Source organism: Paenibacillus sp. Z3-2, from assembly GCF_054161325.1.
Window position 1 is genome coordinate 3005425 of record NZ_CP096397.1, and the last position, 15854, is coordinate 3021278.

General features: G+C 46.9%; 11 protein-coding genes. 10 read left to right on the forward strand and 1 reads right to left on the reverse strand.

What is annotated here, in order from left to right; all coding sequences use genetic code 11:
* Positions 1 to 112: 112 nt before the first annotated feature.
* Entirely contained in the window at positions 113 to 880 is a 768-nt protein-coding gene (locus M1D71_RS13525; RefSeq protein WP_458126879.1) for a response regulator transcription factor, read from the reverse strand.
* Positions 881 to 1154: 274 nt separating this feature from the next.
* On the opposite strand from M1D71_RS13525, the gene M1D71_RS13530 reads away from it, so the two are divergent.
* The 10 genes from M1D71_RS13530 (at position 1155) to M1D71_RS13575 (ending at position 15790) form a co-directional block, all read left to right on the forward strand.
* Positions 1155 to 2510, forward strand: a complete 1356-nt coding sequence (locus M1D71_RS13530; RefSeq protein WP_458126880.1) for an extracellular solute-binding protein — start codon at positions 1155 to 1157, stop codon at positions 2508 to 2510.
* Positions 2511 to 2626: 116 nt separating this feature from the next.
* A complete protein-coding gene (locus tag M1D71_RS13535) occupies positions 2627 to 5518 on the forward strand; it encodes an extracellular solute-binding protein (RefSeq protein ID WP_458126881.1) in 2892 nt (963 codons plus the stop codon).
* A gap of 58 nt (positions 5519 to 5576) precedes the next feature.
* Positions 5577 to 6494: a carbohydrate ABC transporter permease gene (locus tag M1D71_RS13540; RefSeq protein WP_458127238.1), complete on the forward strand. Its 918-nt coding sequence runs from the start codon at positions 5577 to 5579 to the stop codon at positions 6492 to 6494.
* 2 nt (positions 6495 to 6496) lie between these two features.
* Positions 6497 to 7372, forward strand: a complete 876-nt coding sequence (locus tag M1D71_RS13545) for a carbohydrate ABC transporter permease (RefSeq protein WP_105409724.1) — start codon at positions 6497 to 6499, stop codon at positions 7370 to 7372.
* 15 nt (positions 7373 to 7387) lie between these two features.
* Positions 7388 to 8851: a hypothetical protein gene (locus tag M1D71_RS13550; protein ID WP_458126882.1), complete on the forward strand. Its 1464-nt coding sequence runs from the start codon at positions 7388 to 7390 to the stop codon at positions 8849 to 8851.
* Complete coding sequence (locus tag M1D71_RS13555; RefSeq protein WP_458126883.1) at positions 8835 to 9470, forward strand: Yip1 family protein; 636 nt, start codon at positions 8835 to 8837, stop codon at positions 9468 to 9470. The genes M1D71_RS13550 and M1D71_RS13555 overlap by 17 nt, the downstream gene beginning before the upstream one ends.
* Positions 9471 to 9487: 17 nt before the next feature.
* Complete coding sequence (locus M1D71_RS13560) at positions 9488 to 12058, forward strand: DUF5696 domain-containing protein (RefSeq protein ID WP_458126884.1); 2571 nt, start codon at positions 9488 to 9490, stop codon at positions 12056 to 12058.
* Between the two features lie 53 nt (positions 12059 to 12111).
* On the forward strand, positions 12112 to 12957 hold the full coding sequence (locus tag M1D71_RS13565) for a carbohydrate ABC transporter permease (protein WP_458126885.1): 846 nt from the start codon (positions 12112 to 12114) through the stop codon (positions 12955 to 12957).
* A gap of 17 nt (positions 12958 to 12974) precedes the next feature.
* The gene (locus tag M1D71_RS13570) at positions 12975 to 13919 is read left to right on the forward strand and encodes a carbohydrate ABC transporter permease (protein ID WP_458126886.1); all 945 of its coding nucleotides are present in this window, start codon (positions 12975 to 12977) and stop codon (positions 13917 to 13919) included.
* A gap of 173 nt (positions 13920 to 14092) precedes the next feature.
* A complete protein-coding gene (locus M1D71_RS13575) occupies positions 14093 to 15790 on the forward strand; it encodes an RICIN domain-containing protein (protein ID WP_458126887.1) in 1698 nt (565 codons plus the stop codon).
* The last annotated feature ends 64 nt before the right edge of the window (positions 15791 to 15854 follow it).

Sequence of the window (15854 nt, forward strand, 5' to 3'; positions counted from 1 at the left end):
AAGCATTGTGAAAGCGAGAGGTACGACTGGCATCGCGAAAACCGCAGGGTATTAGACCTGCGGTTTTGTCTGTTAGCCTTACATGACAACGATAGTAGAAGATGATCCGTCCCTAGGCGCTGTTCATTTTTTGTCTTCGATATGCATTCGGACTGGAGCCGGCATAAGCTTTGAATTTTTTATAGAACCAGTCAATATCCTTATAACCTACCTCAATAGCAACCTCATATATGCGCAGATTCGTGGAAGACAGCAGTTGCTGAGCCTTCTCCATACGTTGTTGAAGCATGTAATCGTTAAAAGACATTTTCTCTTCCAGTTTGAACTTCTGACCAAGGTACGCACAATTAAAGTGGAGCATGTCTGAGATTTTCTTCAGCGTAATTTCATCACTCAGATGATCCCGTACATAGGCCTTGACGATGCGAATAACATGACTGGAATGCAGAGGCTTACCATTCATTTGAACGGGTGTTTTGAAAAAAAACGACGTTTTGTGTGCCGGGTCCGTTTCAAGCTGGGATCGAAGGCTATGCAGACTGTTAAGTAACGAAGAGGCGCTTACAGGATGCGGAAGATAATCATTCACTTGATAAGTCAAAGCTTTACGCACGAGCCTGAAGTGATCTCTTCCGCCCATCAAGAGGATGGGAATCTGACTTTTTTTCCGAATATCGTTGCATAACCATAGACCCGCGGTATCGAACCTCTCTGTATGTACCATAACAAGGGAAAAGTCTCGTTCAGACAATGCGGTCAAAGCTTCGGACGATGAGAACACACAATTAGCGATAGTATATTGAGCTTTGCTACGTAGCAACAATTGTTGCAACTCTCCGCACAAACGACGGCTGAAATCCACAAGTAAAATATCATACATGAAGCAATACCTCACCTTCTCCTGAATTGTAATCCAATAGATCAACCGAAATATGGCTTAGTTTCATTATGGTAATAAAAGAAAGCGCATACAATGTGCATATTTTTGCAGAGAGTCCATTTCTTTACCAATTGGAACCTAGAATGTACCCAGCTTGTTAAATTACGCAAAAATCTATAATTAGTCAGGGTAAACACCTGTATTCCGGCGGGTTGATGGCGCTTTCATTTGGAAGCTACACTTTGAGAGCAAACGACAATCAGGGGGGAAGACGATGAGAAAAAAAACGTTCATGCTACTCAGTTTGGTTTTATCCGTAATGTTGTTCATCACCGCTTGCAATTCAGCACCGACAGCTCAGCCCGAACCGGAGACCAAGGTGCCACAAGAGGAACAGACGACTAATGAAACCGAACCGAAGAACGAAACATCCACACCGGAGATGGACTTTGATATGGGAGGCAGAACAATCAAAGTAGTCGCTTGGTGGGATATGGAAATAACAGATAACAATCCGGACAACATTCAACGCATCGAGAATCTGGAAGCGCTGAAGAAAAAGCATAACTTCGAAATCGAATATGTTTCGATCGATTTTGGCGAATATCAAGAAAAAGTCGTGGCATCCCTGATGGCGGGCGAACCGCTGGGTGACTTCGTACGACTGGGTAAAAACTATGCCATTCCGGCACTGACCAAGCAAGATCTGTTATGGCCAGTCGATGAATATACGAAGAACGACCAAGTGTTCAATCAGAAAACCACGAAAGAATATATGCAATATGAAGGAAAAGGCTATGGTTTTACCGAGGATAAATCCTCTTTCATTAACGGCATTTTTTACAATCGTACACTGATGCAAGAACTGGGCTTGAAGCCACTTCAAGATTATGTCGATGCAGATGAGTGGAACTGGGATACGTTCCTCACAGTTGCCAAACAGGCCAATAAGGACCGCAACAATGATGGCAAACTGGATACATGGGGATTGGCTCAGACGGGACTTCTCGAACCCATTCTGTACTCCAATGAGGCATCTCTAACGAAAGAAGATAAGCAGAACCTGGAAGATCCGAAAACCAAAGAGGCACTGAATTTCCTCTCCAAATTGGCTACGGAAAAAGTGGGCAGAGCTTCAGAAGGGGGAGACTGGACGGAGCCAGCAACCTTTTTCCGTCAAGGCAATACTTTGATGTATTCCGGCGCCATGTATGAGATTGAAGGGATCAAGACGGATATGAAGGATTACGACATCGGCTTCGTGCCATTCCCGAAAGGACCGAGTGCTTCGGCCTATCATTCCGGGGAATCGCGTTACCAGGCTATAACGATCCCGAAAGCTGTAGAGAATCCGGAACAACTGATGTATATCTGGGAGAAAATCAACGAGATCGATTCGATCTATGATTACCCTGAACAATCTACACTGGAGACACATCTGACCGAGGAAGCTGACATCAACAATGCTCGAACCGTTGCTGAGGGCATGCTGGTTCTTGATCACAATACATTCCCTTCTTTGCCATTCTGGGATTTTGACGCTGAACTTAAAGAAGGAGTTTCGGTCTCAACGCTGATCGAGAAATACAAGGCACCTTTCCAAGCAGCGATTGACGAGGTCTACAAATAAACAGAAATATAAGAATCACGGGCAGAACGCATCCACCATATGCGGTCTGTCCGGGTTAGTTATACGCATAAACGCAGTTGTCTCAATGCTTAAACGGAAAGGGGATACATTCGAACATGCGGTCACGGAAGAAAAAGGGGCTTATCCTGGTGCTCATCTTGGCCTTAGTTCTCTCCATTTGGACCATATATCCATCAAGAGATCGTGGTCCGTCAATGGTACACGCACTTGAGGATTTTGAAGCTGTAGCGAATACGGGTGATTCACGCAGCTATGAACACTACATCTCTACTCACACCAATACAGCCAAGCCGGATCTAATCGTGCGCATTGAGGGAGAGTCTTTTGTCCAAACGGATGGTGAAGGTTTCGAAGTGATTGATGGATACGCCGGATTAGACGGAAGTGCGGTCATTACGCCAGAAGCTGGAATGATCGGTTGGGATGTTCCAGTTCAAGTCAGTGGACTGTATCAGGTTCGCATTCACTATTATCCCGTAGCAGGCAAAAGCTCTGGTATTGAGCGAAAGTTGGAAATCAACGGAGAGGTTCCCTTTAGGGGAGCTGACGTTCTTTTATTAGACAGGGTATGGGGCAATCGTGAAGATAACGTTCGCAGGGACGATCGTGGCAACGATCTGAGACCAAGACAAGTGGAACAGCCCGATTGGCAGCTAGCTTCCTTTAAGGATAGCGCGGGTTACTTCGAGGAGCCGTTTCAGTTTTTTTTCGAGAAAGGCAACCAGAAGTTATCACTCACCTCTCTGAGAGAAAGCATGGCGATCGACTATATCGAGTTGTACAAGGAAGAGAACATTCCGTCCTACGCAGAATTGGAGACGACTTATGAATCGCTTGGTTTGAATGCTGCTCCCTCAACCATCTTGAAGATTCAGGGAGAACATGCCGTAAGCAAATCCTCCCCTACACTTGCACCGATCTCAGATCGGTCCAGCCCTTCACTCGAACCCTACGATGTATCCAAAATTCGTATGAATGCCATTGGAGGCCTTAATTGGAAGCTGCCTGGTGAATGGATTGAATGGGAAGTCGATGCCCCGGAGGATGGATTGTACCAAATTGCACTAAAAGCCAAACAGGATCAACTTCGCGGAGTCTACGCCACCCGTAGCTTAACGATTGATGGCAAAGCTCCATTCAAAGAAATGAAGCGCATCCGCTTTAACTATAGCCCGGATTGGCAGACACGGGTATTGGGAGGAGATGAGCCCTACCTGTTCCATTTGAAAAAAGGAACTCATCGTATACGAATGACGGTGACCCTTGGGGATATCGCACCATTGCTCAGAACCGTGGAATCCAGCGTGCTGGATCTGAATGAGATGTACCGCAAAATTTTGATGATTACCTCTAACAAGCCAGATCCGCTAAGGGATTATCAACTGGAACGTCGTATTCCCGAGATGACGGAAATGTTTGAAGAACAAGCGGATATTCTTCGCTCCGTAGCAGATTATCTGGAAAAGGCTACAGGTGAGCAAAGTGATAAGGTAGCCGTACTTCATGCGATGGTCGTGCAACTTGAGGATATGGCAGCACGACCAGAGACCGTACCTAAACGACTGGATACGTTCAAAATTAACGTAGGTGGTCTGGGAACCTGGATTCTATCTGTTCGTGAACAGCCCATTGCAGTAGATTATCTGCTGGTCTCCTCACCTGATCAGCATCTGCCAAAAGCTGAAGCCACGATGCTACAGCAAGTTAAGCATGAGTTAGGTGCATATGTTGCTTCCTATACCGAAGATTATGACAGCATTGGTAACACCGAAAAGCTGAAGGATTCCATTACGGTATGGATTACGACCGGGCGAGATCAAGCGCAGGTTCTAAAAGGACTGATTGATGAATCCTTTACCCCGGATACAAATGTTTCGGTACAGTTGCGTCTCGTTCCACCGAATATTTTGTTGCCTGCTACGCTGGCAGGGGAAGGGCCGGACGTTGCCATGCAGATGGGTGAAGATATACCGGTCAATTACGCGATGAGGAATGCCGCAGCTGATCTGAGCAAGTTCCCGGATTTTGAAGAAATTTCGGGCAGATTCCGTGAAAGCGGATTGACGCCATATCGCTACAACGATGGAGTCTATGCATTGCCAGAGCAGCAGCATTTTCCCATGATGTTTTATCGGAAAGACATCTTGAGTGAGCTTGGTCTGGAGCCACCCAAAACGTGGCAGGACGTCTATAATGCCATAGCAGTGCTGCAAAAGCACAATATGGAGTTCTATCTGCCGATTGAAGATACGCTGAACAATGCCAATATGGTTCCGAATGCAACATACGCAATGCTGCTGTACCAGAATGATGGGAAATTCTATTCGGATGACCAGCAAAAAAGCTCGCTGGATTCGGAAATTTCAATGGAAGCATTCAAACGGTGGACTCAATTTTACACCAATTACAAATTTCCACTCAAAGCCGATTTTCCAAACCGATTCCGTACAGGAGAAATGCCCATTGGCATTGCCGATTACACGACATATAACATGTTGACGGTTATGGCACCTGAAATTCGCAACCTGTGGGACTTTACGATTGTTCCGGGAACCGAGCTTCCGGACGGCTCCGTGAGACATGAAGTTGCAAGCGCGACGAGCGCGGTCATGATGCTGGAAAATGCCAAGAACAAAGAGGCTTCATGGCAATTCATGAAATGGTGGACCAGCAAGCAGACCCAGGTTGAATTCGGAAGAGAGATGGAAGGGCTCATGGGAGCTGCCGCTCGATATCCTACAGCCAATATGAAGGCATTGGAGCAATTGCCTTGGCCAGTGAAGGATTATCAGAATCTGGAGAAACAATGGCAGTGGGTGCAAGGCATTCCACAGATCCCTGGAGGATACTTTACAGGTCGTCATCTCGACAATGCCTTCCGTAAAGTGGTTAACGCAAACGAAAATCCGCGTGAAGCCCTGTCAGACTATGTGTTGTACATTGATGATGAAATTGAATTAAAACGCAAAGAATTTAATCTGAAATAGAGGAAAGGGAGGGTAACGGTTGCAGCCCAAAACAGCCAAGACATCCGCCGCTCCTGCCATCCATGCGCGGCAGGTCAGCTGGTGGTCCCTTTTGAAAAGGGATCTATACCTGAGCAGGCACTATTACGTATTAATGGCACCGTTTATGCTGATCTTCTTCATGTTCACTGTAGTACCGGTCGCCATCTCACTGGGATTAAGCTTTTTCCATTTCAATATGCTGGAATTGCCACGTTTTATTGGTTGGCAGAATTATTCACGGCTTTTTCTGAACGACGACGTATTTCTGATTGCATTAAAAAACACATTGCTCTTTGCCGTGATCACGGGACCTCTCAGTTATGTTGCCTGCTTTTTGTTTGCCTGGATCATCAATGAGCTGTCTCCCAAAATCCGGGCGATCATGACGCTTGTATTCTACGCTCCATCCATATCAGGCAACGTTTTCTTTATCTGGCTTATCATTTTCTCGGGTGACAGCTATGGATATATGAACGGTTTTCTGATGCGTCTCGGTGTCATTTTGGAGCCTATTCAATGGTTGGCTAACGAGAAATATGTACTGGCCATTGTGATCCTTGTTCAACTTTGGCTTAGTCTGGGCACGAGCTTTCTTGCTTTCATTGCGGGTCTACAGACCATTGACCGTTCTTTGGTCGAAGCGGGTACCGTGGATGGAATCAAAAATAGATGGCAGGAGCTCTGGTATATTACACTGCCTTCCATGAGACCACAGCTGATGTTTGGTGCGGTAATGCAGATTACAGCATCGTTTGCCGTTGCCGAAATCTCGATCGCATTGGCGGGGTTCCCAAGTGTTAACTATGCAGCGCATACGGTTGTAACCCATCTAATGGACTTTGGCACGATTCGATTCGAGATGGGATATGCCTCGGCGATTGCAACCGTCTTGTTTGCGCTCATGCTCGGAACGAACGTTTTGACGCAAAAAATGCTGAGAAAGATAGGTGAATGACAATGACCAGCAAGGTACGGGCCGTCTTTGGCATGTCGAGAAAACTCAATCGGTCCTTTACCGTCAGTCTGATGCTATTTGCACTGCTGGCCCTGTTCGGATCATTCATGGTGTTGCCTCTTATCTACGCCGTGAACAATGCATTCAAACCGCTGGATGAGTTGTTCATATTCCCACCGCGCTTCTGGGTGAACAATCCGACCACGGAAAACTTCTCGGATCTGATTAACCTTATGGGCAACTCATGGGTGCCGTTATCTCGATATATAGCAAATACATTGCTTATCACGCTTGTGGGCACGGCGGGGCATATCCTTCTTGCTTCTGCAGCAGCGTATCCACTGGCAAAGTATCGCTTTCCCGGTTCAAAAGTGTTGTTCACCATCGTAATACTATCACTTATGTTCTCACCGCATGTGACCGCGATTCCCAACTATATGGTCATGTCCTGGCTGGGATGGATCAACACACATGCTTCCATTATTGTGCCATCGCTTGCATTTTCACTGGGACTGTTCTTGATGAAACAGTTCATGGAACAGATTCCAGATGCATTGCTGGAGGCTGCAAAGATCGATGGGGCTAACGAATACCGAATATTTTGGAGCATCGTGATGCCCAATGTTAAACCAGCCTGGCTTACGCTCATGATATTGCAGTTTCCCGCTCTTTGGGGAACAGATGGCGGAAGTTTCATTTATAGCGAAAATCTCAAGACCTTGCATTACGCACTCAGCCAGATTATTCAAGGGGGGATTGCTCGGGCAGGGGTTGGTGCTGCGGTAGCTTTACTACTCATGATTGTACCGATTACCCTGTTCATTATCTCTCAGAGCAGTGTCATACAGACAATGGCTACTTCAGGCATGAAAGAGTAGAAGGGAGGCAGCAAAGTGCGAAAAAGCACATGGAAAAAATGCGGATGGATCACCATGGGCATCGTCTGCCTCCTGTTCTCAGGTACAGACGCAGCACCCGCGAACGCGAATGGTTCAGCAGACGCGTATCATTACTCCTATTGGGGAGAAACCGTTCCCTCTCCAGCGGCATACGAAGCGACGGGAATGATTACAGGCACCAAGCTAAAGATCGGGGCATTCAAAGAGCCCAGTGATCTGCATGTGACAGCCGATGAGCATGTGTTCGTCCTGGATTCGGGCAATGGCCGTATTGTGGAGATGGATCGTGACCTGAAGCTGATTCGAGAGATTGATTCATTTGGGCGGGATGGCAAGAAGGATCATTTCAAAAATCCTCAGGGACTGTATGTTACGAATAACGGACATATGCTTATAGCTGATTCGGATAATCACCGGGTGGTGCATCTGGATGAACAAGGTCAATTGGTCAAGGTTGTGGAACAACCGCAATCAGATCTGTTAAAACCGGATTTTCAGTTCAAACCGCTGCGAGTTGTCATGGATAAAGGAGAACGAATCTACGTCATGGCAGAAGGCGTTTTTGATGGATTCATGGAATTCAATGCGGATGGTACATTCTCTTCATTCATAGGAGCAAACAGGGTTCAGGTAGACCCGGTGGAGTACCTTTGGAAACGATTTGCAACCCGGCAGCAACGCAGTCAGATGGTCATGTTTACCCCGACAGAGTTTACTAATTTGGACATGGATGAAGAGGGATTTATCTATGCAACCAGTGGGGACCGAGGCAAGGAGCCTATCAAGAAACTGAATGCCCAAGGAACAGACATCCTTCGAAGAGAGGGGTATCAACCACCCCAAGGGGATCTAAAGTACAGCAATGAGCTTGGGCCTTCTCGTCTGATTGATGTGGATGTAGGAGAAAGCGATATGTATTCCGTCCTGGACTCCAAGATGGGCCGGATTTTTACGTATAACGGTGATGGTTATTTACTCCATATCTTTGGCGGGATCGGAAATCGACTCGGTCAATTTAATACGCCAGTTGCGCTGGAGCGCGTGGGGGACCGAATGCTTGTACTGGACAAAGCGCTTGGAGAGATCACTGTATTTCAGACGACAGATTATGGTCGAACGCTGCATGAGGCAGTTCATAGTTACTTCAATGGGAATGAAGATAAAGCCTCGGTACTTTTCTCCAAAGCTGCTGACATGAATGCGAATCTGGAGTATGCCTATGCGGGGATCGGCAAAGCGTTGCTTCGTCAGAAGGAATACGCAGAATCTGCCCAATACTTCAAGCGAAGCATGGAGCGTGAAGGATACTCCAAGGCATTTCTCTTGTTCCGCAAAGACCTGCTGCGTGAGCATTTCTCGTGGATGATGTCCGGTATTTTTCTGATTGCAGCCACAATTGTAACCGTCATCATCGTTCGCAGGCAGAAAAGGAGGACAACGAATGCAGGCGTCAAGTAAACAACTGTACCAATATCCACTGCATCTCATTTTTCATCCGTTTGACGGGTATTGGGAACTGAAATATGAGCGGAACCAGAGAACCACGCTGTTCATTGCATGCATGATTCTGGGGCTGCTCGTTGTCACCAAAATTCTTCACGCCCAATACAGCAGTTTTCTGATTAATTTCAACAATCCGAATCATCTGAACAGCCTGCTGGAAGTCATGTATGTCATTATTCCCGTGTTGTTCTGGTGTGTAGCCAATTGGTCGTTAACTACGCTTATGGACGGCGAAGGAAAGTTCTCGGAAATTTTTATGTCCACATGCTTTGCGCTGGTCCCGCTATTTCTTATTCAGTTTCCATGGATCTGGCTGAGTCTCGTCATTTCTGTGCAGGAAACCGCCTTTTATTATTTTTTTAATACTCTTGCCATTGGCTGGACATTGTATCTGTTATTTGTAGGAAATATGACGGTACATCAGTATTCACCAGGTAAAACGGTGCTCACGATGCTGCTGACACTTGTTGCCATGGCATTTATGGCATTTCTATGCCTGCTGTTCTTCAGCCTGGTGCAACAGATCGTGTCCTTTGGAGTTACCATCTATCAGGAATTAGTGCTTCGGGGCTAAGGAAGGAGGAATGTGCAATGAAATATGCCGTAGCTAAAAAAATAACCGGAATGTTGCTTATTAGCGGCCTGCTCATTAGTGGTTGTCAGTTCTCCTCCACACCAGCGACCGAAGTATCTGCTACTGCTGTGGAGCAGACCGGAGTTCCCACCCTGCCTCCCGGAGAAAAACTGACAGCTTCCTTTAGAGATGAGCGTCTTCCAGATATGATCGGGATCGCCCGAAACGAAGCGTTGCAGTTGTTCATCCATGAAGGTACGGCCGAGATTGCAGTACTACACAGGGATAGTGGCCAGATATGGCGCAGTAATCCGGAGAATCGCGAGCAGGATGGGATCGCTGCCGGGATTAATAAAGACCTCCTGTCATCGCAAACCAAGCTCAGCTTCTTCAACAATCTGGGGCAGAGCAGTACAGTGAATTCGTACACCGATAGTGTAGGGCATAAGCAGGTGAGTTATGAAACTCTTCCAAACGGTGTTCGAGTGAATTATCAGTTCGGGAACAATGAGAGTTCCATTGAAGACCTGCCGGTGAAAATAAGTAAAGAACGGTTTGAACAAAAGCTTTTGTCCCAGCTCGACAAAGCAGGACAACGAGCGTTGAAGGTTGGTTATGCAGAGGACAAGGACGAAGGTGTCTACGTCAGAATCGACAAAGCCATGCAGGGTCTGCAGTTATCCAGAGCTTTGAAAGCTTTTGAAACAGCCGGTTACACCTCGGAAGATCTTGCACAGGACCATGCAGAGCATGGGATTGAACAAGAGAGAAGTGGTCCAAGGCTGTTCATGATCACGATGGAATATGAGCTGGAAGGAGAGGACTTGCTAGTACGTGTCCCCGCATCCGGCATTCATTTCCCGGAACAATACCCAATCAACACGATATCCGTACTGGATTACTTCGGGGCAGGAAGTGCGAGCGACGAGGGATCCATGCTTGTGCCTGATGGTTCAGGAGCATTGATTCATTTTAACAATGGTAAGCTCCAGTACCCCGGTTATCAGCAAGATATTTATGGACCCGATATGACGATGAAGCTGCGAGAGGCAACCTCGAATGAAGCAAAAGCAAGGCTTCCGGTATTTGGCCTGATTCGGGAGGGCGGTGCTTTCTTGGGGATCATCGAGGAAGGCGCTGCAGCGGCTGTTGTGAATGCGGATATTAGTGGCAAACTGAACAGCTATAACAACGTATATCCAAGCTTTTATGTCATGAACAAGAGTGATGTAACTCTCCAGGCGAGTGATATGGTTCGAACACTTCCGAAATTCCAGAAGAAGCCGACCTCATCTGATTTTGTGGTTCGTTACGCATTTGTCGGCGCAGAAGAGGCTTCTTACTCTGGCTTGGCTGGTCTATACCGGAATTATCTGCTCAGCACGGGAGGTCTTTCCGAAATGCAAGCGAGTGAGGGGAAAGCAGATATTCCTTTTTACCTCAAACTGGTCGGCGGAATGACAACCCAAAAACATATGCTCGGTATACCTTACGATTCCACTCAGGCATTGACTTCCTTTGAGGAAGCGCAGCAAATTCTGTCTACGCTCAAGGAGAAGCAGGTAGCAAATATTCAGGTCCTCTATGCGGGTTGGTTCAACGGGGGACTGAAACATCGACTCCCGGATTCCATTAAAGTGGATGGGGCATTGGGTGGGAAGAAAGGCATGGGGAAATTCAGTGATTATGCTCGTGAAGCAGGGATCGCTTTCTATCCGGATGTCGCTGTGCTGAACGTACATTCGAGCAAAGGATTCAAACCATCCAAAGAGGCTTCACGGACGCTAACTCAGGAACCGGCGGCTTTGTATCCCATGGACCCTGCAAGACAACGACGTGACCGGGATCGATTACCATCATACGTTCTGTCTCCTAACGTACTGGATGAGGTCACGGAAGAGATGTTGAAGGAACTCAAGCCATTCCAGACAGATGGACTGTCTCTCCGGGATCTGGCAGAACAGCTGAACAGCGATATGAATCCGAAGAAGCTTATGGATCGGACGGAGGCAGTGCAGCACATAACCAGTACGCTTGAACTTATCAAGCATCAGGCAACATCCGTTGTCGCTGAGGGAGGCAATGCTTATGCACTCCCCTATGTGACATCCTTGACGGATGCACCCATGACTAGCAGCCGGTTCAAGCTGGAGGATGAAGAGATTCCATTCTTCCAGTTAGTTGTACACGGTAGTATCAGTTACACCGGTTCACCCTACAATCTCACGACTTATACGAATGCAAGACAATATGTCTTGAAACTGATTGAATACGGAGCGAGCCCTTACTTTACCTGGTTTAACGCACCGAATCATGTCGTGAAAGAAACGGATTATGATAACCTTTACGCTGCGAACTACGAGCAGTGGATTGACCTTGCTGCGGAGATGTATACCGAGGTCAATCAGGTAAACCAGTCGTTCGCCGGGCACCCCATGATATCGCATGATCAAGTGGCGGAAGGTGTATTTCGGACAACGTATGCTAATGGCGGATTCGTTCTCGTTAACTACAACGACACTCCCGCACAAGTTGAGAATCATACCGTGGAAGCCCAAAGTTATGTGACAGGTGGTGAGCAGCTCTGAAAACGCTCCTGAAATTGAAATGGGGAAGTCGTACGTACGCTCAGCAGAAAGCCATGTGGGGTATCATCTACGTGCTTCCCTGGCTTGTCGGGTTCGTGCTGTTCTTCTTTGTTCCACTGCTGGCTTCACTGCGATACAGTCTGAGTTCGATTCAGGCCAATGCAGAAGGAATATCAATTCAATTCACAGGTGTAGCCAACTATATTCAGGCGCTTACTGTGAACACAAGTTTCAACAGGGCATTGATCGAATCTATTACAAATGTCATCGTGAACGTGCCTCTGATCGTCATATTCAGCCTGTTCCTTGCCGTTATTCTGAACCAGCAGTTTAGAGGCCGTGCGGTGGCGAGATCCATCTTTTTCCTGCCAGTCATTCTGGCATCCGGGGTTATCATGTCACTGGAAAGCACCAGCCTAATTGATGCTGTGAATCAGAACAGCACCGGTGGAAGTGCACTCGGCACATTTGAACTGGAAAATCTGATGATCGATGCCGGGGTCAGCGAGTGGATTGTAACGTACTTAAGCAGTGCTGTTGATCGGATCTATCAGGTTGTCAGTCAATCCGGGGTACAGATCTTAATCTTCCTGGCAGGCATTCAGACCATCTCACCTCAATTGTACGAAGCTTCCAAGATGGAAGGTGCGACAGGGTACGAGTCTTTCTGGAAAATTACGTTCCCGATGGTCAGCCCGCTTATTTTCGTCAACATGATCTATACGGTCATCGATTCTTTTGCGAATAATGCCATGACCGAACTGATCCGGGATACCGGATTTGTCAAATTTGATTTCGGTTTGAGTTCCGCCATGGCCTGGGTCTACTTTTTGGCTATCGCCATCATTCTGGTGCTTGTATCCATTATTTTCTCCAAACGTGTCTTCTACCAAGATTAGAAAGGAGGGTGTCCAGCGTGACGATATCACGATTATTATCGTTGGAACACTGGAAAGGCTGGTTGTGGTCCATCATGCGATTCATACTGATAACGGGCCTTTCCTTTGTTATCCTGTTTCCGATATTCCAGAAAGTTTCGACATCCATTAAGGATAAGGGTGACCTGTATTCTGCGGTAGTGGTATGGATTCCTCAGAACTTCTCGATCGACAATTTCAAGCAGGCCATTCATGTTATGGATTACTGGACAACGCTGTTTAATACCTTTGCGCTGTCTGCAACGACGACGCTTCTGACCACAATCTCTTGTGCCCTAGCGGGATACGGGTTCGCCAGGCTGAAGTTCAAGGGGAGCAACTGGTTGTTCGCAGGTGTTATCCTAACCATTTTGGTTCCCCCAACTACCATTCTCATACCGGTATACCTGAACCTCAAAAGTTTTGATCTCATGGGGCTCATAACACTGATTGCAGGCAAACCGGTGAATCTGCTGAACACCTACTGGCCATTCATTCTGACCGCGATTACAGCCAATTCGTTAAAGGCGGGATTATATATTTTCATCTTCCGCCAGTTCTTCAGGGGTATACCCAAGGAAGTGGAAGAGGCGGCTTATGTTGATGGTGCAGGGATTAGCCGAACCTTTGCCCGAATTATGTTGCCGAATGCCATTCCATCGATGGTGACCGTAATGCTATTTTCCTTCGTATGGCAGTGGAACGACAGTTTCTATACGACAACCTATCTGACATCGAGCAAAGTAATGTCCACACAGTTGTCTTCACTCCCATATAATCTGGCCCAACAAGTCAGCGATGGAGCTTCCAAGGCTGATCCATTTTACTTGAGCATGATTCAGGACACAGGTATATTACTTGCCATTCTGCCACTGATCATCATTTATCTGTTTGTACAGCGTTACTTCGTGGAGAGCGTAGAACGCACAGGTATAGTCGGATAATACAACCGGGTGTAAAGACCTGATTTCTATGGAAAGGAGAGAGGCATCATGCAAGAGAGAATGCAGTTCTTGGTTTGGAACGGCTTACGGAAACGTGCACCCACAGCTGTTGAGTCTGCGGTTCACTACTCACAGGTTGATTGTAAGTCAATTCAATATCAGGAGGAATAATATTGAAGAAGATCATAATGTCATGCAAAATGATGCTGATTCTTGCATTACTGATTACCATAGTTCCATGGGGAGGCGGTCGTGCTGAAGCATGGGTAGGTATGCCAATGGGCAAGCTTCATGTCAATGGTAAACACTTGGTGAACAGCAGTAATCAGCCCGTGCTTCTGAACGGCTGGCATCAGCCTTCTGGTGCGTACTGGACATACCAGAACAGCAACTATTACCTCAATCTTCACGGAAACAATCGTCATGCAGCTACACTGGCTTATCTGAAAGATATTACCGATACGTTTACAAGCACCAGCCCAAAATACGGAAGCAGCCATGGCTGGAATATGAATCAGATTCGTCTGTTCATTGACCGTGAGGACATGGGTGATGTCGCGGCAGGAACTTACAATTTTGCCGGGGTACAAGCCGTAACGCAGAACGTGATCATTCCTTATATTCAATATGCCAAAACCAAAGGTGTATATGTGACACTTGGACTTGACTTTACATTGAAGGACGACCAGGCTACGACGCCAGCCAACCTGCAGAAATTCAATCAAATCTGGGGTTACCTCGCTGCAAGGCCGGAAATTAAAAGCGCGGATAACGTACACTTCGAGCTGATCAATGAGCCGGTGAAATCATATGCCAACGGGCATTGGGGCGGCTATAACGGCGAGAATGACTTCGTTGATCACTGGAACGACCTGCGCAATTTCCAGAATTCCATCATCTCAACGATCCGGAGCCAAGGCGCAGATAATGTCATCTGGGCTGCGGGTCTTGGATACAACCAATTCTACAGCCTGACTGCAAGCCATCCACTGACAGACCCATTGAACAATTACGGTTATGCTGTTCACTGGTATCCAGGGTACGGTGCGTATGACAACTTCTCGATCCTTCAGGATCAGTGGAATACGAATGTAAAGGCTGCGGCCGATAAATATCCAATCAATATTACCGAAGTAACGTGGTTCAAAAAGAAAGCTGGCGATTCCGAATACTGGAATCTCTTCAACGGTAGCAATGAAGGCTTTGGTAACAATACCAAAACCATTTTTAATGCATCAGGCAATGTCAGCATTGCAGCACATATGAACGGTTTTATTCTGGGTGAAGGACCACGAAGCTCCTTTGCTGATCCTACGGCAGGCCTGAAGTGGGACGGGGATGCTTCACGGAGCGCGATGGGACGGTTCCTCTTCAACTGGTACCATGAACGTGCACAGTCTTATCCGAACGGTGGCGCACCAACAAACGGATTGATCTCGGGAACAACCTACAAGATCGTAGCCAGACATTCAGGCAAGGTTATTGATGTTCCTGGAGGTCAAAATGAGAACAATTTACAGCTTCAGCAGTGGAGTGATTTGGGGGGCAATCCTCAAAAGTGGGTGTTGAATCAGCTGGCTGGTGGGAATTACACGTTAACCAGTGTGAACTCACCAGACAAAGTCATCGACATTCGTAATGGTACGAATAACAACGGTGAAGTGGTTCAGTTGATGAGTAATCTCAATACCACTGCACAACACTTCAATGTTAACGATCTGGGCAATGGGTATTGGAGCATTATCAACGTGAGCAGCAACAAGGCTATTGAGGTTGCAGCTTCATCTACAGCAGATGGTGCAAAATTGCAGCAGAACGCTTTTACGAATGCAACGAATCAGCAATGGAAATTCATTGCGGTCAACAACTAAGTTAAGTCTATATCTGCTCGAAAGAAAACGGACCCGTTTCGCATATTCTGCGAGTCGGGTCCGC

Bases quoted from the DNA above. Each gene is read 5' to 3' on its own strand.
- M1D71_RS13525 (WP_458126879.1), bottom strand. From the start codon at position 880: ATGTATGATATTTTACTTGTGGATTTCAGCCGTCGTTTGTGCGGAGAG.
- M1D71_RS13530 (WP_458126880.1), top strand. From the start codon at position 1,155: ATGAGAAAAAAAACGTTCATGCTACTCAGTTTGGTTTTATCCGTAATG.
- M1D71_RS13535 (WP_458126881.1), top strand. From the start codon at position 2,627: ATGCGGTCACGGAAGAAAAAGGGGCTTATCCTGGTGCTCATCTTGGCC.
- M1D71_RS13545 (WP_105409724.1), top strand. From the start codon at position 6,497: ATGACCAGCAAGGTACGGGCCGTCTTTGGCATGTCGAGAAAACTCAAT.
- M1D71_RS13555 (WP_458126883.1), top strand. From the start codon at position 8,835: ATGCAGGCGTCAAGTAAACAACTGTACCAATATCCACTGCATCTCATT.
- M1D71_RS13560 (WP_458126884.1), top strand. From the start codon at position 9,488: ATGAAATATGCCGTAGCTAAAAAAATAACCGGAATGTTGCTTATTAGC.
- M1D71_RS13565 (WP_458126885.1), top strand. From the start codon at position 12,112: ATGTGGGGTATCATCTACGTGCTTCCCTGGCTTGTCGGGTTCGTGCTG.